Here is a 24,023-nt window from a genome sequence, read left to right as displayed (position 1 = left end):
TTTTGAAGGAATAGTTATTCATATTGCAAAAAAATCTTATAATTTGCAGCAAAAAAGAGCCAAAATTAAATCTTTTTAGAAATCTTCACAGAACCTACATATAATTATTAGAATTTTTGAGCTTTAAATCAAGCTATATTTAATAATCCGTGCTTTAGCTTATATAATTTATCCATTTTATGTGCTAATTCATGGTTATGTGTTACCATAATAACTGCGGTATTTTGTTCTCTTGCTACTTTTAAAAATAAATTAAACACTTCATTTGTAGTTTTGGGATCTAAATTACCTGTCGGTTCATCTGCTAAAATAATTTTCGGCTTATTAATTAAGCTCCGAGCTATAGCGACCCGTTGTTGTTCTCCTCCCGATAATTCTCCGGGCATATTATAGAGTTTTTTCCCAAGCCCTAAATCATCTAATATCTTTGTTGCATCTTCTATTGCTTCTTTTTGATCAAGACCACTAATAAGCCTTGGCATAATAACATTTTCAAGAGCGGTAAAATCTTTAAGTAAGTGATGTTGTTGATAGATAAAACCTAAATAATGAAGACGAATGAGATGATATTTTTGATACTTGCTATTTGGTATGATGACTTGACCGTTTGTAGGTTTATCAAGCAAGCCGGCAATATGTAGTAAAGTTGATTTGCCGCTACCTGAAGAACCTATTATAGCGATTAATTCACCTTCATTAACCGTTAGATTAAGATCATCTAGTACTCTAACAATAGTTTTGCCTTGGCTGTAATGTTTTAAGATATTTTTTAAAATGAGGACTGTATTATTCATATCTTAGGGCATCCACGGGATTTAATTTTGAGGCTCTATAAGAAGGATAAATTGTCGCAAGAAAACACAATATTATAGATAAAGAGGTAATTAAAATAATATCCTCAGCTCTTACTTTTGAAGGTAAACTATAAAGAAAATAAATAGCTGCCTCGAAAATTTTAGTACCGGTTATACGCTCCAAATAATTCTTGATAGTTTGAATATTATAAGAAAAGGTAACACCAAGGATTACACCTAGTGTTGTGCCAAGTAATCCTATAAACATTCCGTTATAGATAAAAATAAGCATTATTTGCTTAGTGCTTGCTCCCATAGTTCTAAGAATTGCAATATCTGAAGTTTTATCTTTAACAAGCATAAATAAGCTTGAAATAATATTAAATGCGGCAACCGTAATAATTAAAGATAGAATAGTAAACATAGCCGTACGCTCAACAGCAAGAGCACTTAAAAATTGTGAATTTAAGGTTTGCCAATTAAATACATATAGGGTTGGACCTAATAGTGATTGTATTTTATATGAATATGCGAGAGCTTTATCGGGATCTAGACTATTAATTTCGATTAAATTAATATCGTCGCCGAGAGATAAGAAATTTTGTGCTGCGGTAAGCGGCATTAATATCGTTGTCAAATCATAATCATACATACCGCTATTGAAAATTGCTATAACTTTAAATTCTTTTGATCTTGGCATACTGCCAAAGGCGGTAGAAACTGAATTCGGTGAAATTAATCTAATCTTATCCCCAACGGTTACGCCTAAATTGCTTGCTAATTGTTCTCCGAGTGCTATTACGTTTTTGCCGTGAAAATTATCAAAACTACCAAAATTTACATTTTTAAAAATTTCATTTCTTACACTTAGATCCTTTAATTTCATACCTTTAACAAGCACACCGCTATTATTACTTTTACCAAGAGCCAAAGCTTGACCGTGAGCAATGAATGTTACATGCTTTACATAATTTTGTTTTAGGAGTTTGGCTTTAATCTCTTCATAGTTATTAATACTACCACCTTGCCGATTTATCACTATATCCCCATTTAAGCCGATAATATTTTTAGTAAGCTCTATATGAAAACCGTTCATAACGGACATGACTACTATCAATGCTGCAACGCCAATCATTACGCCCACTAAAGAAAAGGCGGAAATAATAGAAACAAACTTTTCGTTTTTCTTAGCTCTAAAATATCTGAAAGCTATCTTGAAGATAAAATTGTTATTGATCATTTGTTTATTTTTTCTTACATCCGTTTCTAGGTTATTTCTGCGTGAATCAGCTTTTTTGTCATTGCGAGCAGCAGTAGGCTGCGTGGCAATCTTATGAAATAATAACAAATTCCTGAGATTACTTCGTCAAAATTTACAGTTTTGCCTCGCAATGACGACACAATTGATGACATAAAGACATCTACACGTTACTAGAAATCTCAAAGACTTTATCGTACTTAAATAATTTAGGTAATGTTACTAACCCAAATAGCGTAACACTAGACATAGTAATGCCAAGAGGAGTAAAAGTACCGTTATATAAAAATCCTACTAATTGCAGCCCAAATGCCGTTAAAATCAATCTAGCCGCAGTGAAAATAGCTGTCATACGAGCTTTACCGTCCGGAATAGCTTCTAAAAGCAATGGCCATAATATGTTAATCGGATATATCACGCCAAGAGATAATAATAAAGTAACTATTGTTATGGTTAAAGGATTATTAATATTATATACAACTAATATGCTATTTCCTAGTAGGAATAGTATTATAAATATAACTCCAAAATAGAAGCAATTTTTAATACCGAATTTTTTAAAGCAATAACCGCTTGAAAAGCTCATAATTGAGAATAGAGCCGCCATTGCTCCTTGATAAAGTCCGAAATATTCTAAAGTTACACCTAAATCTTGCATATATAAAATAGGAGCAATCCCAATAAATATCCAATATCCTTGTGCAAGAAATATCATTGTAAGTATATAATATATAGCTTTTGGCGATTTGAAGATAGGTATATATTCTTTTAAAGAAATACGTATTTTTTTATTAACTTCTCTTTTTGGAATAAATAATATACCAAAAATTAGGCTGATCAAACCTACTGTAAGCAACAAAACAAAATTGCCACGCCAGCCCCAAAATAAATTGACGTAGCTACCTATAACCGGTGCTATTGCCATAGAAAGGGCAATAGTGCCGTTTAAAATGCCCATGAATCTTTGCTGTTCTTGTACCGAATAAATATCGGCAAGAACAACATATACTAGCACTGCAACCGATGATATCCCGCATCCTTGCAAAAATCTTCCAAATAATATAGCTGCATAATTATTTGCAAATACACAAAATAAACTACCAAGATTAAAAATCAGTAAACCGAGTATAATAATTGGTCTGCGTCCGTACCTATCTCCTAAATTACCGACTATAAGTGAAGTAATACAATAAGCAGTTAGATTAACACCAAGTAGTAATTCTGTCATAAAAGTTGAAAGGTTGAATGTATCTTGTATTTCAGGAAAACTTGGAACGAATAAATCTATTTCCGCTCCAGCGAGTATTTCCATGATGATTACGGTAATAATTAATTTCATATGTAATTGTTAGTTTGAGGTTATTTTAGCAAAGTATTATTGAATCCGAAAGCCTGCGCGATGTCATCCCTGCGAGGCATTGTTGCATAGATACCAAGTCGTCATTGCGAGCGAACGTTAGTGAGCATGGCAATCTCAGGAATTCTTCCCAAGATTGCTTCGTCAATTTACTATTGTAAATTTTCTCGCAATGATGGAAAAACCGATCCACGCAACAACATTTTTGCGGGAATGACATAAATAAGGACGTAGGGATGGCAGCAAAGCCACACAACAAATTAGCTTTCTATATTCTTATAGTTTACAATAATTAGTGTATTGTTTTACTAAAGAAAGAATAAATGAATATTTATGCTCGTCTAGCAATTTTTATTTATCAGGAGTATATACATGACACGATAACAGGAAGACTGAAAGGAAGTGCAAGCAGAAACTTTTAGTGATATATATTAAGAATAATGATTCCTAACATGTGGGACTATTAACAAAATAAATTTTAAAGCTAATTAAATTTACTTTTACTGCAAATTATAAGGTTTTTTTGAAATAGGATTAACTATTCCTTCAAAAATCTTATTAATTTTCGCTAAAAATTCTTTTTAATTATCAATTAAAATTATGTTGTTAACAGTTCCCTATCAATTTTAAAAATTAATTAAAATATTACTGATTAATTCCTAAAGCTTGTTTTTGAGTATCGGTAGTATTCTCCATTACCCACTTTTGGACATCAGGACTTAACATATTATACTGATCTGCTGTTAAACTAGCAACCCAAGCTTGTTGATCGTCAGTACTCATAGCTTGTATTTGGGTTGTTGTAACTGAAGCTGGGGCAGGCATTTGCATTGATGAAGCAAATACTGAGCTTGCGAAAGCTAGAATTAATAAAATCTTTAATAAATTTTTCATTTTGTAAACCTTTTTTGTTTTGTAATTACGATTATAACAAAGCCACGGCAGCTTTCAAGCTAAATTATATTAAACATTTAAATTTTTTTATACTAAGGAATTTTTATTGTAACAAATATATCAATTATATACTTTATTGTCATTCCCGCGAAAGCGGGAATCCAGTAAAAAGCGTTCAGTATCATACCGTGGCTTGACCACGGGATCTTGTATCACAGATTATGTCCTAAGATACCACGATCAAGTCGTGGTATGACATTAAGGTTGACTGGATTCCTGCTTTCGCAGGAATGACATACTACCCTTTTATATTGTTAACTGCTCTCTGCAAATATTTCGATAAATTTCTGAGTTTTTAGATAAATCATTATGTGATCCTTCAGCGACTACTCCTCCTTTATCTATTACTAAAATATAATCAGCTGATTCTATACTACTAATTCGATGGGCAATTGATATAATAATGTTCCCTTTCATTATTTTTTTTATAGACTCTAGTAATTTCTGTTCGCTCATCGTATCTAAAGCACTCATTGCCTCATCAAGAAGCAAAATTTGCGGCATGCGTAGTAATGCTCTAGCAATAGCTATTCTTTGTTTCTGTCCTCCTGATAATCTAACCCCTCTTTCACCGATTTTAGCATTTATACCGTCATGAAGTTTAGCAGCAAATTCTTCTATTCCTGTAATTTTTATTATCTCATTTATTGCGTCGTTGCTTGCTTCATTATTACCGAATATAATATTTGATTTTATAGTGCCGGAAAAAATGCTAGCCTCTTGAGGAACATAGGCAATTAATTTACGAATTTCAGCAGGATTTAAAAGAGTTATATCTTGATTGTTAATAAGGATAGTGCCGTTTTCTTGCTGGTAAAAACGCAGCAGTAACTGTATCACAGTACTTTTTCCTGCACCTGATCTACCTACAATACCAAGAAACTTATTGGCATTTATCTTCAAAGACATATTATTAATAATCCTTAAATTAGGTCTTGAATGATAGGTAAAATCGACATTTTTGAATTCTATCGAGATTGGATCGGAATTATTTAATTCTAAATAATTATTATGTGCTATAGGTGTCTTATCTATAATTGTAATTATTCTCTCAAGGGCTGTAACAGGTAAATGCATTTCGCTTAGTAGCTCAAAAATACCGCCACAGCTAACTCCGGCGATAATCGCATAATAAATAAACGAGATAATTTGTCCCGCAGATAAATGACCTTTCACTATATCTGAAGTTCCAATCCAAACGACTAAAGTAATCGCAAGAAATATAACAGCTATTGAAATCGCAAAGAATAAAGCACGAATTTTTAAACGGGTTTTGCAGTATATTAAATAGTTTTGTAATTTAGTGTCAAAATCGGCAATTTTGTTTATTTGATGGTTAAAAGCATAAATAGCTCTAATATTATTAAAAGTTTCATCAATATCCGATGCTAAAAGTGACTTAGATTCTAGAGCTTTTTTAGATAAAACCTTAACATGTTTGCCGAATTTAATTAAAGGAATTAATAAGATAGGAATGGTAATAATTACTATAGAAGCGAGTTTAAAGCTTTCAAAAAACATTAATGTAATGCCGCCAATTAGCATCACCGAATTGCGAATAAAAAAAGATAAGAAGTTAACGATGAGAGTAGATATTTGATCTATATCATTTGTTAGGCGTGAAATTATATCGCCGATTTTTAGTTCTTCAAACTCTTCAATTTCATAATTAATTAAATTACTATAAGCTTCTTTTCTTATTTGATTCACTGCCTTTTCAGCAACATTATTGATAAAATATGAACGAAAAAAACTAGCAATACTTAAGATGATAATTAATAAACAAATATATAATATAGATTTATCAACCGATAAAATATGGTCTTTGCTCAAGCCTTTATCAACTAAATTTCTAAAAACACTACCGATTAGTAATAATGAAGCTGATACGCTAAGTAAAGAGATCATAACGATGATCAAATCTTTTTTATAGAATCTTAGATATTTAGCTAGTCTATATAAAAGTTTGATATCCATAAGAAAAAAATGTCATTGCGAGCGACTGTAGGCGTTGTTGCATGGATGTCAAATCGTCATTGCGAGGAGCGAAGCGACGTGGCAATCCAGAAAAATAATAAAAAAGTACTAATTTTAGCATTTTTTTACTGGATTGCTTTGTCAATTACTTTGTAATTTTCTTCGCAATGATGATTTGGTAACCACACAACAATTCCAAAATATGGGGCGAGCGACGGGATTCGAACCCGCGACCCTCAGAACCACAACCTGATGCTCTAACCAACTGAGCTACACCCGCCATAAATTAACAACGTAAATTTAGATTATCAGAAGGAGTTAGTCAAGAATATTTATTGTATTAACATATATTATTTGACTTAATATGTTATAACTATATATAGTTATAACATGAATCAGTATATAAAACTTATAAATAAAGCTAAACAAAATCCTAAAGGATTAAGTTTCTCTGATTCATACTTTAATGACTAAGTGCGGTTGGGTTAAAGATAGGCAAAAAGGTAGCCATCAGATTTGGTACTCGCCCAAAGGAAATAGGTTATCTATTCGCACTTTTGGAAATATGGCAAAAGAATATCAAGTTCGACAATTTTTAAACTTTGCAAAAGGAAATGAAGATGAAAACAAATGATACATTTGACGGGTTTACTATAGAACTTTTTAAAGATACAGATGGAGATTGGTGAAGAGCTACCGAATGTATCAGCTTTTGGCAATTCGCCTGAAAAAGCACTGCAAGCATTACAACAAGCTTGGACTTTAATGAAAGAAAGTTATATAAGTCATAATCAATCTATTCCCTTAGCTCCGTCTAGGCAAGAGTATAGCGGACAGTTTAATGTTAGAGTAGATAAACATGTGCATCGAGCTTTAGTACTTGAAGCACTTAGAGCAAAAATTAGTTTAAATGCTTTAGTATCTCAAAAATTAACTTTATCGGTAAAACAATGAAAAAAAAAGCAGTTATTTTATTAAGCGGTGGACCTGATTCTACTACGGTTCTTGAGATAGTTAGCAAAATGGATTATGAAATTTATGCTCTAAGTTTTAATTATCATAGACGCAATAGTCCAGAAGTCCAAAAAATCCAAGGATTAATTAAAGATTATAATGTAAAACAACATAGGGTTATTAATATTGATTTGCAGTCATTTATCGGTTCTGCATTGACTGATGATAATATAGATGTACCAAAATTTAAAAACACAGATCAATTACCAAGTGACATACCGGTTACTTATGTACCGGCACGTAATACAATATTTTTAAGCTACGCACTAGGAGTTGCTGAGGTTATAGGAGCTAGAGATATTTTTATTGGGGTACACACTAACGATTATACTAACTATCCTGATTGTCGTCCTGAATATATAAAATCTTTTGAGGCAATGGCAAATTTAGCAACTAGGGTAGGAGTAAATGGAGAAAAAATTACTATCCATGCTCCTTTAATAAATATGACCAAAGAGCAAATAATTAAAAAAGGGCTTGAGCTTGGAGTAGATTATAGTAAAACAATATCATGTTATGATCCAACAGAAAACGGTTTATCTTGTGGTCAATGTCTATCATGCATTGCACGACTTGATGCTTTTAAAAAGAATAATGTACAAGACCCGATTAAGTATGTATAATTATAGATATATACTCATAAGTAAAATTAATAATAAAATAATATGAAGTAAATTTGTATACAAGGTGGAAACCGTTTTTCACCTTGTATACTTATTATTTAAAAATCTTCTGTATAATATAAATATGCAATATTTATATTATACAGAAAAATAGTTAGTATATATGATAAATAGAGGACATTTATATGCCCCTTTTCCTGTGCTTGATTTAAACGATATAGTTTTACGAGAGTTAGCCACGGAGGATGCACAAGATTATTTTAATTATATGAGTAAGCCGGAAATGGCTATTTATATAACTGATAGTAATAGGCCTAAAGATGTAGAAGAAGCCGGAGAGGAAATACGTTATTGGTCTAGTTTATATAAAAATCATAGAAGTTTTTATTGGGGAATTGTCATTAAAGACGATAATAAATTAATAGGTACTGCCGGTTTTAATATAATAAATCTAGAGCATCATAGAGCAGAAATAAGTTATGATCTAGATCCTAATTTTTGGGGTCAAGGTATGATGTTAAAATCTATAAAGAATATTTTAAAATTTGCTGATTATATTGGTATTATAAGAGTACAAGCAACAGTAATTACTGATAATTTTCGTTCGATTAATCTTCTTGAGAGATGCGGTTTTGCTAGGGAAGGAATTCTTAAAAAATACGAAATAGTTGCAAATGAGCATAAAGATTATTATATGTACGCAAGAGTACTATAGTAAGAATTGTTAAAATAAACATAAAAAAGAAAGTTAATGGTAGTAGAAGCTGATAAAAAAGCATTGATTTGTTCGTTTTGTAGTAAAAAACAACATGAAGTAAAAAAACTGATAGCAGGTCCTGCAGTATTTATTTGTGATGAATGTATAGATTTATGTACAGATATTATGAAAGAAGAAAGTAAAGTTGCTTTAAAGCAAATTACTTCTTCAATTCCAACGCCGCAAAAAATATGTGGAATTCTAAATGATTATGTAGTTGGGCAAGATCAAGCGAAAAAGATTTTAGCAGTAGCGGTTTATAACCATTATAAGAGGCTTGAATATGTACAATCCGGCAATAATGACGTTGAGCTTAATAAGTCGAATATCTTGCTGATCGGTCCTACCGGTTCAGGAAAAACTTTACTTGCTCAAACGCTTGCTAAAATTTTAGACGTACCTTTTACTATGGCGGATGCTACTTCTTTAACGGAAGCCGGGTATGTCGGTGAAGATGTTGAGAATATATTACTACGTTTATTGATAGCAGCTGAGTTTAATATAGCAAAAGCACAAAAAGGTATAATTTATATTGACGAGGTTGATAAAATTGCCCGTAAATCGGAGAATCCTTCTATTACACGGGATGTATCGGGTGAAGGAGTACAGCAGGCATTACTTAAAATTATGGAAGGAACAGTTGCTTCCGTGCCTCCTCAAGGCGGTAGGAAACACCCACAACAAGATTTCGTACAGTTAGATACTTCAAATATCTTATTTATTTGCGGTGGTGCTTTTATGGGGATTGATAGCATTATAACCTCAAGAACTAATCATAGTTCTATAGGCTTTGCAGCTAACGTAAATATAGATAAAGAGAAAAATAATAGTGAGATTCTTAAATCCCTAGAGATTGAGGATTTAACTAAATTCGGTTTAATTCCTGAATTTATCGGTAGATTACCCATCGTTACTACTTTAGATGAGTTAGACAAAGAAGCTTTAATTACAATTTTAACTAAGCCTAAGAACGCCATAGTAAAGCAATATCAGAAACAATTTGAGCTTGATGATGCTGAGCTTGTAATTGACTATTCAGCCTTAGAAGCTATTGCCGAAAAAGCTCTAGCTAAAAAGACGGGAGCAAGAGGACTTCGTTCAATACTTGAGCATCTTTTGCTTGATAGTATGTATAAAGTTGCCGAGCTAAAAAAACAGCGTGTTACTATTACAAAAGAGGTAGTTAACGGCTTAGTCGAACCGATAATGACCTCTCTCATTTCTACAAAATCAAACAAAAAACAACCGATTGTTGAAAATATACCAGCGTAAATATTATTTCTTCTCTATGTCATTCCCGCCTACGCGGGAATGACATAAACGAGCCTGCAACAAGACCTACGACTGCTCGCAATGATGGGTTGGTATCCACACAACAACGCCGGCTTGACCACGGGACAATACTAATTTAGTATAAAATTTATCCTAAACTAGTATTATAGCGGTTTAAATACCATTAAGAAAAAAATAATACTCAAACTGATAAATGCCGGCCAGCCTAGGTAGAACCATAATTTAAATAATTTATAATATTTTTCCGGTAGGGGAATTCGCTGTTTTAATGCTTCAAGTGCCATATTGCGTAGTTGAATTTGAACCCATACCACCGGAATCCAACAATTACCGGCGATTATGTATCCGATATAAGTTAAGGTAAGCCATAAATCAGAATAATTATAGCCAAGCATATTTACTAATATTATGCCGCTAACCGGTTGAATTATCACAGTTGGAGTAGTAAAAGAAGATCAGCTATAGCTGTAGTGCGAGTTGCATATGCCGTTGCATTCAAATCACCGGTTTTATTTGCCCACCACATAAAAAAGCAGTACCAATTCCAGTACCAAATAAAATGGTAGAGCTAATAATATGAGTAGTTTTTATAAAAAGATAATCCATTATTTATCTCGTTCTATCGCCATGAATACTAAAGTAAGTAATATTATTGGAATATTTTTAAAATCGGACCAAGCGGATCTAGTCACAATATTGGCTTAAGATATGTTAATAGTAGAGTATAAGCTAGTATTAATAAAATTTGTAAACTACATATCCTATTTAGTTTATTTTTGATAATTCGTAGAATTCCAAGAATAATATCTGTAAAGTAGCTTCCATATAATATGTAAGGTGCTATTTGTTTATCAAATCCTAGTGATATTATAATTTGCATACTAGCATCATAAACAAAAATACTTGAAATAATTCCTGTCATTATCCAAAATAGTCCTAAGACAATTTTTATTATAGGTTTTAAAAAAAGCCTAGCGTGCCATATGGATTGTACGGTTAAAGGTTCGGTTGCAAAACCTTGTTGCAAGTTTCTAGGGATTATAGAAGTAAAATCGATAAAATCTTTTTTATCAGCAATATTAGGTTGAAGTAACATATTATACGCAGTAGAATTAATGGGTCCTATTTTTAATTTAGCTGCTATTTTAATGAATATTAAAGGAATTTTTATTAGTCTTCCAGGATTGACTCCAAGCCATCTTCTCAATCCAAGCAAGATATCCTTCATGGTTACTATGTCTGGTCCAACTATTTTTAATAATGTGTGGATTTTTCCTTCCCTTTCTATACAGTGAATAATTACTTTCGTTAAATCATCACAATATGAATAGGTTGAAATTGTTGTAAACCATCACCTATTAAAAGAATAAAATACGGTAATGTTGCAAGAGCCCTAAATAGCGAGGTACCACCATAACAACCGCTTGTATAAACAAGAGACGGTTGTAAAATTACCCAGTCTATATTTTCTAATTTTTGTAAATATTCTTCAGCTGCTTTTTTAGTTAAAGCATAAGCAGTGTTTTTTTCATCATCTATTCCAAGAGCTGAAATATGAATAATTCTTTGTACGTTAGTAAGGGTGCAAGCCTTAAATAGAGCCTTTGGACCATTGACATGAACATTGTCAATATTATTAGCATGACTAGACGTTAACACACCTGATACATTAATAACTATATCTATGTTATTTAATCTATTTATCCAGCTTTGTGGTGTTAGGTCTATATTAAAATCACAGTATGTCACTTCTGCAGTAGGGAATTTTTCCCTGGTCGATTCAACATCTCTAACACAGCATATTACTTTATAATTATTCTTTAATAATTCAGCTATAATATATGATCCAATAAAGCCGTTAGCTCCTGTTACTAGTATTCTCATTATAATATAAACGATTCAGGTACTGACATTTTTTATATCATTAATCAGATCCTGTTGCAAATAGAAGATAAAAAAGGATATGTTATGTCCACAACTATTGTTTTTTTGGTTAAAAACTTTTATAACCCAATACTCTTCTCTTTTATCATAAACTGGGGTTGCTCGTGTGTGACTTTAATGTTATCTCATAATAAAATAATTAAAGATTATAAATGATTATATATAAAAGATTTAAATAAATATTAAGAGATGTTTATATTTTTAATATTTATTTAATTGAAATTATTGAGTAATAAACTAGAAGTAATAATACAATATTATAATGATATATCAAATTTAGGCGTAAGATTATGGAAAACTACTACAGCACTTGCTAGTTTTAATTTAGGTGAGGTATGAAAATATGGTTCTGTGATAAAAATTTTAAAGATCTACCGACACTAGATCAAAGTTTGATTTATACTCAATATTTAGAAACAATGTTAAGTAAAGTAGCTGCTACCGGAAAGTATCAAGATAATAATATTGATCATTCTCAATGGAGCAATTGTTTTGAAGAGCTAAATAATCGAGATCATTTTTTATGTATAAAGCTACAGAAGTTAATAGGAGTAGAAAACAAGAATATCATTGATGCTATGCTAGATGATATAGGGGATATAAATTCATTAGAGTTTAGTACCCTAGTTACTAAAGTCCAAGTGTTTTTAAAAAATAATTTAGATCAATCTGAACACTTGATTAAAGCAGCCAAAGAAATCGATGCTATGGCATATCCTCTGACGAGAGAGTATTTTTTATATCGCTATATAGCTAAAGCAATATTACTTACAAACACTTTAAATGTGCCTTCATCTTATGAAAACGAATTTAATATAATAAAAAAGCTCATTTAAATTTTGCAAATTATCTTAATTCATTAGAGCAAAGTCTTACTAGAATAGAAAAAGCTAGTGATAAGTATAATGAAGATCACAAAATTGCTTCTTGGTTAATCGAAAAATCAGCTTTAGTTAGTAATCATTCAGGTAAAATAGCAATTACTTATGTTTCTCTTATAGTGGGTGTAATTGCTTTACGTTCATATGTAATTGACGAAAAGAATCCTTGGTATGAATTATGTGCTTTACCGACCACTAGCCTTGCGATGCTACAAATTTTATTATCTTTCCCGGTACGGTCTTATCAAATAGACAAACTAAAGAGATTAATAATAATATGTTTCAAGCATTAGAAAATAACAATGACAAATAAATTAAATCCCAGTCGGTAGGTAAATGCTTAAGCATTATTAAAAATTTATTACGGAAATCATCATTTAGTATAGCATCATCTTCTATTATTAGGGCATAAGGTATATTGTCTTTAACCATTTTAAGTCAAATTTCTCTATGGCTACAATAACAACCGAGTTCACCTGCCGTTAAAGTATGATTTAATATTTTGCTATCGGAATAATAATTTATATTTTCCGAAGGACAAAGTACAGTATAACCGTTATCAAGGAATAAAAGAGCAGGTTATTTTTTACATCTAAGCCAGTAAATCTTTTTCCCTCTGCATCTGTTATAGATAAATTATAACCGTCTACTGCACTAAACCTTTCATAGAATAAATTATTATTGTCGAATTGTTTACTAATATTGTTATATCTATCAGTGCTGCGATCTAGGTTTACTATAAAAATTTTAATATCTTTTTCTTCAAGTGGAGCAGAACCTATTTGATAAGTTTTTAAAAATATAAAAAGCAATGATAAACAAATAATTATAATTGATATTATAAAAATAGTTTTTAATTTGTTGCATTATAGGTTATTTAATAAAGGTAATTATTTTCTGAAGTCGGTACAATCTCATTGTCATATATCTTATAATATTTTTCATCATCTTTATCAACAGAAATAATATAATTATATAAATCTTCTTCTGAATAATCTTTAGCAAATATTACTGCATTAGGGTTACATCTTTTATATAACTTTTATCTGCATAATAATAGGTACTGCTCCTGCTAAATAAGCTTGAAAAGGTTTTTCAGTAACATACCCCTCATATGTTTTATTTTCAAAAGCAATAACAAATTTACATTTAGATAATCATTCACGAGTTTTTTCTTTTGGTATAATTGTAGATTCAGTATTTAAATATTTACTGCCGCTTACTACTTTTTTATATAGCGATAATTTATGAAAAAATCGATTTCTTGCTGTGCAGCAGTCGTTTTCAGGATCTTCTATACCGTTAGAGACTAAGAAACAAGCAAAATACGTTTTGTTTGGATTGTATTTTGAGCGTTTATATTCAGTACTGACGTCATTAGTACAATACATATAATATAAAGGTATTCTTATATAATTTGGATGATCTATATAATCAAAACCTATAGATATATCATAATTTTCTAGCTTTGGTTTAACGGATTCACCGGTAAAAAATATCTTTATATTATCTTTATTACTAATAGTTCTTTGACCAAAAACACTATCAATAATAAGGTCATAATTGTTATGATCTATAACAATTGTTCGTCCGTTTTCTTCAATGATTTTTTTTATCATCGGTAGCTCGTCTATTGTAAAGCCCGGCTACATATTAATAAAGCTCACTCTTATAGCATGTTTGTTTTCTTTTTTAGGAGCTTTAATCTTATATGCTTACACATAGTAACAATATGGCTATACAAATTATGGAAAGTTTTTTTAAACATTTAATTACCTATTACGAGAAAAATTTATTTATAATTTTTCTGCTATTTGTGGTGGATTTTCTGCTTCCACTTCAATAATCTCAGATTTAGAGGAAACGATTTGATAACGCTCTAAGGTAGCCGGCATGGCTTTATTCCCTGAATCAATACCGAGTTTTTGAATATTCTTTACTCTTGACATAAAATTACGATTAAACGAGGCAGCAAATTTATCGTAATTAGTAACCATATTATGCAGGTTATTACCGATCTTTTGAGAATAATCTGCCATAGTACCGATGGAGCTTAATAGCTTTCTCACTTCTTCAATGATTACCTTATAATTTTCTGAGCGGCGATGATCGGTAATTTGAAATTTTGCAAATGATAGCATATTCATAAGTCCGCTAGGTCCTACCGGAAAGATATTATAGCCCCAAGCTTTTTGTAAAAATTCAGGGTCGGCTGCAATAACTTTCTCAACCGCTTGTTCAGTCGGCAAAAACATTAAAGTAATAACATTGTTAAAGCTCTGATCCTTTTTGTTTAGATTAGTTAAAATATTTGCGGCATAGTCTTTATTCGCCAAAGATTTTAAATGGTAATTCATAGTTTTATTAAGACTCATGTTATTATCTTGCTCGTCTACAAGAAACTTTGAAGCTTTAGAATCAATAACCATTAAATTACCGGAAGGAAGAAAAATGAGCGCATCAGGTCTTAGCTTTCCGCTATCTGATGTAGTTAGACCGTATTGCATAATGAAATCTAAATTAGGACGTAAGCCCGAAGATTTTAAGATATTCTCAAGGGTAATCTCAGCAAGTAGCCCCGCCCCGATCGGAGAAAGCAGAGACTGTTTTATCAAATCAACCGTACCTTTTGATTGCTCTATATCTTTATTTAATGCTCCCACCATCGTAATTAACCGCTCAAACTCACTATTAAATTTTCCTGAAGCAGTAGCGATATTTTTCTCGGCTAGCTCTCTTGCCGCCGTGTTTTCCATTTTATGTATCGCTATTAATTGCTTAGACAAATCTTGACCTAAATCAAATAACGCAGCTTTAGCCGATGAAAATGACTCTTCTCTTATTTTTTCTGAATCCTTAATAGTCTGTTCTTGATATTCTATTTTACACTTCAATTGCTCAATTTTTTGTAAATATCCTATCTTTTCTTGATTTAATAATTGGTTGTTATTGCTAATTTCTAGATTCTGCTCTGATAAAAATTGTAGCTGTGTCCTTAAGGTTTGAGTTTTTACATAAAACCAAATTATTAGCGCTAATGAAATAAGTAGCGTAGTTATAATAGTTGGTAATAAATAAGGCATAGAATGAAGCAAAGTTTAATGTTAAATAATACTAAAGTACCGCATAATTTGCACTAATTATTTTGGCATTGCCTAGAAAAGGTTGATATAGTCATTGCGAGTTACTGCAGGTGTTGTTGCATGGCTCATTTTATGTCATGCCTGCGCAGGTCTTGTTGTGTGGACCGAAAAACCCGTGCGGTGTTATGCTGTGGCTTGACCACGATATCCAAAAAAACAACTTAAAATACTAAAACTTTAATGTTTTAAACTGGATCCCGCGATCAAGTCACGGGATGACAATTAGGAAACTAGTCCATGCAACAAAGCATTCCCGCTTTCGTGGGAATGACATCGGAAGGCTAAACTATAAAACAACTTTTTCTAGGCAATGCTCAATTTCAATACTACAAGTAAGACTATCTCGTTACTGATATCGAAATAGTCTTGACCATTTCGATATTAGCCTATAATATTTTTATAAAATTTATAGAAATATTATAATGGATAGGTTATATAAAAAGCAAGTTGAAGAATATCTAACAAATTACGGTAAGCTTGTATTTATAAGCGGAGCAAGGCAAGTAGGAAAAACTACAATATCAAAACAAGTAGTTAAGCCTAATCCTAATTCAATTTACCTGAATTGGGATTATCTAGAAGATAGAAATAAAATCTTAAACAAATACACCGAACTTTTTAAAAATCTACTTTCTACTATATCCGATAAGAAACCGTGCTTAATATTAGATGAAATTCATAAATATAAAGATTGGAAAAATCTTGTAAAAGGATTTTATGATAAATTCGGAGAAAATATTGAATTTATTATAACAGGTAGTGCCAAATTAAATATATATAAAAAAGGCGGCGATAGCCTAATGGGACGTTATATAAATTTAACCGTGCATCCGTTATCGGTATCTGAAATAGCCAAAAATTTTGATAATGATATTGATTATATAAAAAGCCCAAAAAATATCACTATAGATGAATTTGAAGTTTTAATAAATTTTGGAGGATTTGCGGAAAGTTATTTAAAAGCAACTGCTAAATTTCATAGAATATGGAGTAATCAAAGATTCGAGCAATTATTTAGAGAAGATATAAGAAATACTGAAGATATCAACAATATTTATGCGTTAGAATTACTTGCTAGCATTATAAATGAGCAAGCAGGCTCATTAATAAGCTATACAAACCTTGCTAACAAAGTTAGAGTTTCAGACCAAACAATAAGAAGATGGCTCTCTTTGCTAGAAAAGCATTATTATTGTTTTGCTATCAAACCTTGGTCTAAAAATGTTGTAAAAAGTTTGATAAAAGAGCCCAAAATTTACCTTTGGGATTGGTCGCAAATAAAAGATATAGGAGCGAGATTTGAAAATCTTGTAGCTTCTCACCTTTTAAAAGCCGTATATTTTTGGAACGAAACAGGGCTTGGTGATTTTGGTTTATACTATCTTCGTGATAAACAAAAACGTGAAGTCGATTTAGTAATAACAAAAGATAATCAACCGTGGATTTTAGTGGAAGCAAAAGTAAGTGACTCAACCGTTTCTTCAAGCTTAAAATATTTTCATGAATTACTTAAACCTGAGTTTAGTTTTCAAGTAATTCAAAATAAACAAGCTATTTCGGGCTCTTGCTTTGATAAACCGGGTTTATGGATAGTACCAGCTATTACTTTCTTATCTCAACTTGTTTGATATGAATTTTTGCAAAAAAGGTAATCTAGGCAAATGTAAATCATATGACTATTTCGTTGCTTATATCGCAATAGTCATTACCAATTCGACATTTAATTATAAGCTGTATCCTCGCACATACCACTAAATGTAGCTGAATTGACTATATTCACTTTATCTTCTAGCGGTCCGAGTGGCTGAGCCGGTTTTAACAATTCCGGCGTTAATATAAATTTAGTTTTTTTCTCGATATTCGATAAAAAAGGTAAATGTAAGCTATGAGGGCTGTATATTATTGCATATTTATCCCATTCTGGATATTGTCTATTCAAATGCTCTTTATATTCAGATGGACCATATACTTCTATACTACCGAATTTATATTTTTTTAAAGGATATAATTCATTATCATAAAATGAATTATTCGGATACTTATTTCGCATCGCTAAATTAGTATATATAAATTTGTTTTGTTCTTTATGAAAAATGAAAATATCTAAACAAACTTTTTTGCATATATTATAAGCTCTCTCATAGGAAACAGTATAACCGAGTTGCTCAAATTGCGGTAATATTTGTTGCAGAGATATTTCGTCTTCATGCATAATACCGATATCTAAATCATCGTCAAAAGGAATTATGCCTTGATGTCTAACGGCTCCAAGCAGAGTGCCGCTGTCTATCCAATAGTTAATATTATTCTTACCAAGTAGCTCATGAGTGTCTTTCATTAACTGATAAAGGGCAATAGCTTTTTTCTCGCTAATCCTGTATTTTTTTACTTGTTCATCACTTAAGGTTACATATCGCCAGTCATGTTCTAACATATAAGCATAAAGAAATATCCCGGCAAATATAATTAATATTAAACCTATAATATTTTTAAAGAATAATATTGACTTTAATTTTATCATCTTTCATCTCAAATTGTATTTCTTCTGCCGATGTGACGTTTTTTAAATCTTCTGCTAATTCTGCAGATAATACTATGCCGCTAACTTCAAGCAATTTTATTGGAGCTTTTATAGATAGATTCTTCTCAGCTTTGAATTTTCTGACGATATCTAGTATTTTAAGCAGCCCTTCTGCTCCTTTTGAGTCGATTTCATAATTTAAGTCACTGTAATTAACCCAGCTACTTTTAACATGAATAGAATTTTCACTATATAATATTTGGTATAATTCTTCGGTAATATGTGGCATGAAAGGTGCAAATAGTTTCAGTAACGTTTGCATAACATGATATAAAGTTAATATGCTACTATATTGTCCTTGTGGATTTTTGTTTTCCTCATCATAGCTTCTTGTTTTGCTTATTTCTAAATAATTATCACAAAATACCACCCAAAAGAATTTTTCCGTCAGATGCATAGCATTTGCATATTCGTAGTTTTGTAACTCATTTGTAGCTAGCTTAACTAATTCCACTAGCTTATTAATCATCCATTTATCAAACTCGTTAGTGATTTTTTCTTTAATATCGAGCAAACTCGCTTTTTTATTTTCACCTTTCAGTTTATCAAAATGTATAGAAACAAATTTAGCGGCATTCCATAGCTTGTTAACAAGCCTTTTGCCGTTTTTCATAACGTCTTCAGAATAGGCGGTATCAGCACATAGCTTTGAATTTGCCGACCAATAACGTATCACGTCGGAACCATATTGTTCTAGCAGTTTTTCAGGAACTAGAACATTGCCCTTAGATTTTGACATTTTACTTCGATCTTCAGCTAAACACCAACCGCTTACCATGATGTTTTTCCATGGCAAAGTATTTTGGTGTAAATGAGCTTTTAAAATAGTATAGAACGCCCAAGTTCTGATAATTTCATGTGCTTGAGGTCTTAAATCCATCGGAAATAATTTATCGTGCCTATCTTTATTAACAGCGAAATCGTCAGAAATCCTATGAGTAGAAAGTTGAGGTGAAACGGAACTTGTTGCCCAAGTATCCATTACGTCATAATCAGGTTCTACTTCCTCTTTACTATAACCCATAGGTAAATCTTTTAACGGATCGATAGGCAGCTGCGTAACATCGGCATATAAGATTTTTCCTTCCTCACCTACTCTTTTAGAGTACCAAACAGGGAAAGGCACACCAAAATAACGCTGCCTACTTATACACCAATCCCAACTAATGGCATTAATCCAATTCTCTAAACGAATCTTCATATTTTTAGGATGCCAATTTAACTCATTTGCTCTTTTAAGCAATTCTTCTTTATGTGATATAGTTTTAACGAACCATTGCGGTACAGTTAGTATTTCAAGAGGAGCACCTGACCTCTCGGCACATTTAACGGTATGAATGATGTCTTCTTGTTTAATAAGCAACTCTTGTTCTTTTAAAATATCTATTATTTTTGTTCGAGCTTCTTTAATGTTCAATCCATCTATAGAAGTTTCATGCTGGAAGTCTATTGTACCTTTTTTAGTGATAATAGTTTTTAAAGGTAGATTATGCGTCTTCCACCAAGTAATATCCGTTTGATCACCAAACGTACAGCACATTACCAGCCCCGTACCTTTATCTTGTTGTACTAAAGGGTCAGCAAGCAGTGGAACTTTCTCATTAAAAAGTGGGGTTATAGCTGATTTACCTGCTAGATGCTTATAACGTCCATCGTCAGGGTGATAAAATACGGCTACGCAAGCCGGTAATAACTCAGGTCTGGTAGTGGCTATAGTAAGCGGGTCGCCTTGCTCGGTTTTAAACGTAATATAATTCATGAAAGAGGTTTTTTCCTTATCCTCAATATCGGCTTGGGCAAGAGCTGTACCATCTACCGGATCCCATAAAATTGGTTGATTAGCACGATAAATTTCCTCTTTTTGTACTAAATCAAGAAAAGACATTTGTGATATTTTTCGTGATAACGGACTAATAGTTTGGTACTCTAAACTCCAATCAACCGATAAAGCTATTTGGTTAAATAGGCTTCTAAACTTTTCTTCTTCACTTTCTACTACTTCTGCGCAAATTTTTATAAATTCAGATCGATCCATATTATAAGCTTTGATCTGTTTCTGCTTTTCAACAAGTCTCTCGGTCGGTAGCCCGTTATCGTCAAAACCCATAGGATAAAAGATATTTTTACCCATCATACGCTGAAAACGTACAATAAAGTCGGTTTGCGTATAGCTATAAACATGACCGATATGTAACTGCCCTGAAACTGTCGGAGGCGGAGTATCGATTACATAGGTTTCTTCTTTTGCAACGTTTGGATTATAAGCATAAATTTGTTTCTCTTGCCAAATTTGCTGCCACTTTTTTTCCTTTTCGGTAAAATTATAATTTTTTGGAAATTCTTTCATAGATTTTGTAGTTGATTCAAGAATATTATTATAAAGGTTATATGTGATTATGACAATAGATGCTTTTCTTTGGGAGGATATGGATATTTAGGATTTGTGCAAGTGGTGTTTGCATGATTAATTACTTATTTACAATTGAGCGAACAAAAGTTTCTTGAAGACCTGTAATTTTGGCAATAACAGGAATTTTAAAGCCCTGACTGAACATTTCCTTCGCTATAATTACTGCCTTATTATGTTCGCCCTCAGCTTTGCCTATCTCAATACCCTGCACCTTTCCTTCATCTCTATATGTATCAGCGATAGTTTTCATAATAGTATCCTTATCTTGCGGTAATAGATGTGTATCCAATACTTCTACTAATTCCGGTTGTTTTTGTTTTGATAATTTTGCGTCAGTATACCATAAGAACGATCTTAGGTAAATATAACCTTTTTCTTTATCCAATATTATAATATGCTTAAACTCTGTTAAAAACTTCTCCCATAGTTTTATCATATCCTGCATATGGATATGCTGCATCATATATTCTAGCATACCTAAATGTTTTTTCTTGACGATTTCATCATCTGTCATAGCTTGCAAATCTACTAATTGATAATCTTCCGCTATTAATTTCTTTGCCATCACACTATCAGTAAATAAAATCCACAGATTTCTTGGAGCATTATAAATTTCTTTACTGTTGTAAATAACTCAATTATAAACTAGCGGCAATTTATCCTTTCCTTGCTTATGTCTTTCACATAATAATAGTGTATATTTCCATAACCGCAAAGCCGTCCAATAATCAATTGTTGATTGGGCCTCTACTAATACATAAACAAATGCTTCTTCTTTATTATTGGTGCTAATTTTATATGTTATATTACTATATTTCTTATTTAAAGATTCCTCAATGTAGCTTTTTTGTTCTACCGTTATTTTTGATAAATCTACTAAACTCTTAAAATCATCAGGTAAATAATATTCCAAAAATTCTTGTGTTGCTACCGGGTCGTTCATTATTATTTTTACTAATGAATCATGTTTTAATTTTTTAGCCATAAAAATCTAGTAGCTTTATTTCGTGGCGTATTTTATCTTAAATTATCTATATATCCATATTTATCTAAATTTAAAGTTTAATATGCTAATTTTAGACAAACTTTTACTTACTTTAAAATTAATGCGTGCAGATAAGCTGGTAGCTTATTTGCTGGTTTTTTTTCCTGCTTTATTTGGGTTACTGCTTGCAAACCCTTCAAGAACGGAGTTAATACATTTATTACCGTTATTTATTTTAGGTAGTATAACAGCTAGAAGTAGCGGGTGTATTATCAACGATATATTTGATAGAAAATTTGATAAGCATGTCGCAAGGACTAAAGAGCGACCTTTAGCTAGCAAGGCTTTATCTGTTTCTTATGCTATTTTGATACTCTTTATTCTTAGCGTTATCTCACTCTGTATTTTGCTACTTTTAAACAAAACAGCCATATATACAGGTTTTTTTGCGGTAATAATGATTAGCCTATACCCGTTAATGAAACGTATTACTTATTTCCCGCAAATCTTTTTGGGATTTACCTTTAAGCTAGGGGCCTTAATAGCTTATGCGGCAGTTCAGGATACACTTGATATAGCAGCGATTATTATGTATTTAGCATGCTGTTTTTGGGCCATCGGTTATGATACGATTTATGGATATATGGATATAAAAGATGATAAGAAAATAGGAGTGAAATCGTTAAGTATATATTTAGAGAACAAGCATTCTAAGCTTTGGCTTTATATATGTTATATAGGTTTTGTATTGTTATTTATTTTAGCAACAAAAATGGCTAACCATAATATCGACTATTTACCTATTTTAGCTGCTTTAATTTTACTGATATTGCAAGTAGCAACTCTTGATATTGAAAATCCTGCCAATTGTATGACAAGATTCAGAGCTAATAATTATGTCGGATTAGTTTTGAGTATGGTGTTTTATTAAATTCTTTTCCTAATAACAGTCTTGTTAGAGATTAGGTAATGTTCTTGATGTCATTCCTGCTTTCGCAGGAATGACATTGACCCGTGCAACAACTCCTCTAACAGCCCATAAAGTTACCATCGATATTGCGGTTATATAAACCGCAATTGATAAAGAGTTGCCGGTTATATACCATAACATTAGGCAGATTGACGGAGTAAGACGTCCGATTAATGAAGCACCTATACTACTGCCGATACCGACTAACATATATTTATCGGCAGTTTTAAATAAATCATTTAGCCAGCAGTTCAAAGGTACCAAGAACCCGACACCGAGTATTATAATCCAAATACGTACAAAATTAACATACCATATAGATGAATTATTCAAGCAGAGCCATAAAGGAATTATGCTTAAACTCATTAAAATAAGAGTACCGTTTAGTATTTTAAGGTAATGTAGCTTTTTTGTTAGATGCCCTATTATTGGAATCATAATCATATCAAAAATCAGAAACTCAGTATTAAATTTCATCATTATTTCGAGTGATATATCAGTGATAAGCGGAATCAAACTATTCATAAAGACGAAAGGCACTATATAAGTCATATATGAGAAACCTATGGCAAAACTAATGCGTAAGATACTTAGTTTACAGTTCCAAATTGTAGTTAAGTCTTGTAATAGTGATGATACTACGTCATTGCGAGGAGAGGACCCAGGTGTCATACCGTGGCTTGACCACAGTATCCAAAAATTACGTAAAGTAATTTTATCTTTTTTATTGGATCCCGTGGTCAAGCCGCGGGATGACAATGAGGGCTTTACTATAATATCCTCGCTCTTTCTTAAAAAATAACCTATCAGTGCTGTAAGCCCGCCAAATATGAAACATAAACGCCAATATGTATTATACTCTACATTTAAAACTATAGTACTGATAAATGAAGCAAGAATAATACCGACCATAGTAGATGTTTGATAAAGGTAAGAAGCTTTAAACGCTTTTTTTTCTTCTTTATTCTCTAAAATAAATAATTTAGCAATGGCACATTCACCCTCGGAATATACTCCTTGCAACGTTCTAAGCAACACTAATAATAGCGGTGCAAGCCAGCCTATTTGAGCATGTGAAGGTA

General features: G+C 31.7%; 23 protein-coding genes, 1 tRNA gene and 2 pseudogenes. 8 read left to right on the top strand and 18 right to left on the bottom strand.

Annotated elements, in window-relative coordinates:
- Positions 1-128: 128 nt before the first annotated feature.
- From RGRA_RS0106850 to RGRA_RS0106825, 6 genes are all read right to left on the bottom strand, one after another.
- Positions 129-794 (bottom strand): ABC transporter ATP-binding protein, encoded by a 666-nt coding sequence (locus RGRA_RS0106850; RefSeq protein WP_017442549.1) that lies wholly within the window; start codon positions 792-794, stop codon positions 129-131.
- Positions 787-2,034 (bottom strand): lipoprotein-releasing ABC transporter permease subunit, encoded by a 1,248-nt coding sequence (locus RGRA_RS0106845; protein WP_024547387.1) that lies wholly within the window; start codon positions 2,032-2,034, stop codon positions 787-789. Before RGRA_RS0106845 ends, RGRA_RS0106850 begins: the two co-directional genes overlap by 8 nt.
- A gap of 181 nt (positions 2,035-2,215) precedes the next feature.
- Positions 2,216-3,391, bottom strand: a complete 1,176-nt coding sequence (locus RGRA_RS0106840; RefSeq protein WP_017442547.1) for a multidrug effflux MFS transporter — start codon at positions 3,389-3,391, stop codon at positions 2,216-2,218.
- A gap of 663 nt (positions 3,392-4,054) precedes the next feature.
- Entirely contained in the window at positions 4,055-4,303 is a 249-nt protein-coding gene (locus tag RGRA_RS0106835) for a DUF2673 domain-containing protein (RefSeq protein ID WP_017442546.1), read from the bottom strand.
- Positions 4,304-4,609: 306 nt separating this feature from the next.
- A complete protein-coding gene (locus RGRA_RS0106830; protein ID WP_017442545.1) occupies positions 4,610-6,340 on the bottom strand; it encodes an ABC transporter ATP-binding protein in 1,731 nt (576 codons plus the stop codon).
- Positions 6,341-6,543: 203 nt separating this feature from the next.
- Positions 6,544-6,620: transfer RNA gene (locus tag RGRA_RS0106825), tRNA-His, on the bottom strand.
- Between the two features lie 186 nt (positions 6,621-6,806).
- Here RGRA_RS0106825 and RGRA_RS11070 point away from each other — a divergent pair.
- From RGRA_RS11070 to clpX, 5 genes and pseudogenes are all read left to right on the top strand, one after another.
- The gene (locus RGRA_RS11070; RefSeq protein WP_017442544.1) at positions 6,807-6,974 is read left to right on the top strand and encodes a type II toxin-antitoxin system HicA family toxin; all 168 of its coding nucleotides are present in this window, start codon (positions 6,807-6,809) and stop codon (positions 6,972-6,974) included.
- A pseudogene (locus tag RGRA_RS09405) lies at positions 6,961-7,294 on the top strand (toxin-antitoxin system HicB family antitoxin). The gene RGRA_RS11070 and the pseudogene RGRA_RS09405 overlap by 14 nt, the downstream one beginning before the upstream one ends.
- A complete protein-coding gene (gene queC / locus RGRA_RS0106810; RefSeq protein WP_017442543.1) occupies positions 7,291-7,977 on the top strand; it encodes a 7-cyano-7-deazaguanine synthase QueC in 687 nt (228 codons plus the stop codon). Before RGRA_RS09405 ends, queC begins: the two are co-directional and overlap by 4 nt.
- Before the next feature lie 163 nt (positions 7,978-8,140).
- On the top strand, positions 8,141-8,692 hold the full coding sequence (locus RGRA_RS0106805; protein WP_017442542.1) for a GNAT family N-acetyltransferase: 552 nt from the start codon (positions 8,141-8,143) through the stop codon (positions 8,690-8,692).
- Between the two features lie 36 nt (positions 8,693-8,728).
- Positions 8,729-10,006, top strand: a complete 1,278-nt coding sequence (gene clpX, locus RGRA_RS0106800; protein WP_017442541.1) for an ATP-dependent Clp protease ATP-binding subunit ClpX — start codon at positions 8,729-8,731, stop codon at positions 10,004-10,006.
- Between the two features lie 164 nt (positions 10,007-10,170).
- Here the strand turns inward: clpX and RGRA_RS09400 are convergent, their stop codons facing one another.
- The 3 genes from RGRA_RS09400 to RGRA_RS09795 form a co-directional block, all read right to left on the bottom strand.
- Positions 10,171-10,461, bottom strand: a complete 291-nt coding sequence (locus RGRA_RS09400; RefSeq protein WP_236609850.1) for a DUF2269 domain-containing protein — start codon at positions 10,459-10,461, stop codon at positions 10,171-10,173.
- A 254-nt stretch (positions 10,462-10,715) separates the two neighbouring features.
- Complete coding sequence (locus RGRA_RS13855) at positions 10,716-11,255, bottom strand: DoxX-like family protein (RefSeq protein WP_236609849.1); 540 nt, start codon at positions 11,253-11,255, stop codon at positions 10,716-10,718.
- A gap of 80 nt (positions 11,256-11,335) precedes the next feature.
- Complete coding sequence (locus tag RGRA_RS09795; RefSeq protein ID WP_017442540.1) at positions 11,336-11,911, bottom strand: NAD(P)H-binding protein; 576 nt, start codon at positions 11,909-11,911, stop codon at positions 11,336-11,338.
- Between the two features lie 395 nt (positions 11,912-12,306).
- Here RGRA_RS09795 and RGRA_RS13850 point away from each other — a divergent pair, with 395 nt between their 5' ends.
- Positions 12,307-12,807, top strand: coding sequence for a hypothetical protein (locus RGRA_RS13850; RefSeq protein ID WP_017442538.1), 501 nt, complete (start codon positions 12,307-12,309; stop codon positions 12,805-12,807).
- Positions 12,808-13,134: 327 nt separating this feature from the next.
- On the opposite strand, the gene RGRA_RS11055 is transcribed toward RGRA_RS13850, so the two are convergent.
- The 5 genes from RGRA_RS11055 to RGRA_RS0106750 all read right to left on the bottom strand — a co-directional run bounded on the left by RGRA_RS11055 (position 13,135) and on the right by RGRA_RS0106750 (position 15,935).
- Positions 13,135-13,284 carry a glycosyltransferase family 25 protein gene (locus tag RGRA_RS11055; RefSeq protein WP_017442537.1) on the bottom strand — a complete coding sequence of 50 codons (150 nt, stop codon included), beginning with the start codon at positions 13,282-13,284 and terminating at the stop codon, positions 13,135-13,137.
- An 89-nt stretch (positions 13,285-13,373) separates the two neighbouring features.
- Positions 13,374-13,664 (bottom strand): glycosyltransferase family 25 protein, encoded by a 291-nt coding sequence (locus RGRA_RS0106765; protein ID WP_017442536.1) that lies wholly within the window; start codon positions 13,662-13,664, stop codon positions 13,374-13,376.
- A 219-nt stretch (positions 13,665-13,883) separates the two neighbouring features.
- Positions 13,884-13,988: a glycosyltransferase family 10 domain-containing protein gene (locus tag RGRA_RS12165; protein WP_162146312.1), complete on the bottom strand. Its 105-nt coding sequence runs from the start codon at positions 13,986-13,988 to the stop codon at positions 13,884-13,886.
- 21 nt (positions 13,989-14,009) lie between these two features.
- On the bottom strand, positions 14,010-14,471 hold the full coding sequence (locus RGRA_RS12160; protein WP_236609848.1) for an alpha-1,3-fucosyltransferase: 462 nt from the start codon (positions 14,469-14,471) through the stop codon (positions 14,010-14,012).
- Positions 14,472-14,648: 177 nt separating this feature from the next.
- The gene (locus tag RGRA_RS0106750; protein WP_017442535.1) at positions 14,649-15,935 is read right to left on the bottom strand and encodes a DNA recombination protein RmuC; all 1,287 of its coding nucleotides are present in this window, start codon (positions 15,933-15,935) and stop codon (positions 14,649-14,651) included.
- Positions 15,936-16,417: 482 nt separating this feature from the next.
- Between RGRA_RS0106750 and RGRA_RS0106745 the strand changes: the two genes are divergently transcribed.
- Positions 16,418-17,623, top strand: coding sequence for an ATP-binding protein (locus RGRA_RS0106745; RefSeq protein ID WP_017442534.1), 1,206 nt, complete (start codon positions 16,418-16,420; stop codon positions 17,621-17,623).
- Positions 17,624-17,715: 92 nt separating this feature from the next.
- Here the strand turns inward: RGRA_RS0106745 and RGRA_RS0106740 are convergent, their stop codons facing one another.
- The 3 genes and pseudogenes from RGRA_RS0106740 to RGRA_RS09375 all read right to left on the bottom strand — a co-directional run bounded on the left by RGRA_RS0106740 (position 17,716) and on the right by RGRA_RS09375 (position 21,971).
- On the bottom strand, positions 17,716-18,516 hold the full coding sequence (locus RGRA_RS0106740; protein WP_017442533.1) for a LicD family protein: 801 nt from the start codon (positions 18,514-18,516) through the stop codon (positions 17,716-17,718).
- Entirely contained in the window at positions 18,485-20,923 is a 2,439-nt protein-coding gene (locus RGRA_RS0106735) for a valine--tRNA ligase (RefSeq protein WP_017442532.1), read from the bottom strand. Before RGRA_RS0106735 ends, RGRA_RS0106740 begins: the two co-directional genes overlap by 32 nt.
- 121 nt (positions 20,924-21,044) lie before the next feature.
- Positions 21,045-21,971, bottom strand: a pseudogene (locus RGRA_RS09375) (Rpn family recombination-promoting nuclease/putative transposase).
- Between the two features lie 82 nt (positions 21,972-22,053).
- On the opposite strand from RGRA_RS09375, the gene ubiA reads away from it, so the two are divergent.
- On the top strand, positions 22,054-22,902 hold the full coding sequence (ubiA, locus tag RGRA_RS0106720; RefSeq protein ID WP_024547386.1) for a 4-hydroxybenzoate octaprenyltransferase: 849 nt from the start codon (positions 22,054-22,056) through the stop codon (positions 22,900-22,902).
- A gap of 24 nt (positions 22,903-22,926) precedes the next feature.
- On the opposite strand, the gene RGRA_RS14780 is transcribed toward ubiA, so the two are convergent.
- On the bottom strand, positions 22,927-24,023 hold a 1,097-nt coding region (locus RGRA_RS14780; RefSeq protein ID WP_024547385.1), incomplete at its 5' end, for an MFS transporter.

It is taken from the genome of Rickettsia gravesii BWI-1, assembly GCF_000485845.1.
GTDB classification, from domain to species: Bacteria; Pseudomonadota; Alphaproteobacteria; order Rickettsiales; family Rickettsiaceae; genus Rickettsia; species Rickettsia rickettsii.
The sequence above is the reverse complement of the archived record's forward strand: the minus strand, read 5'-3'. Positions and strand labels throughout refer to the sequence as shown.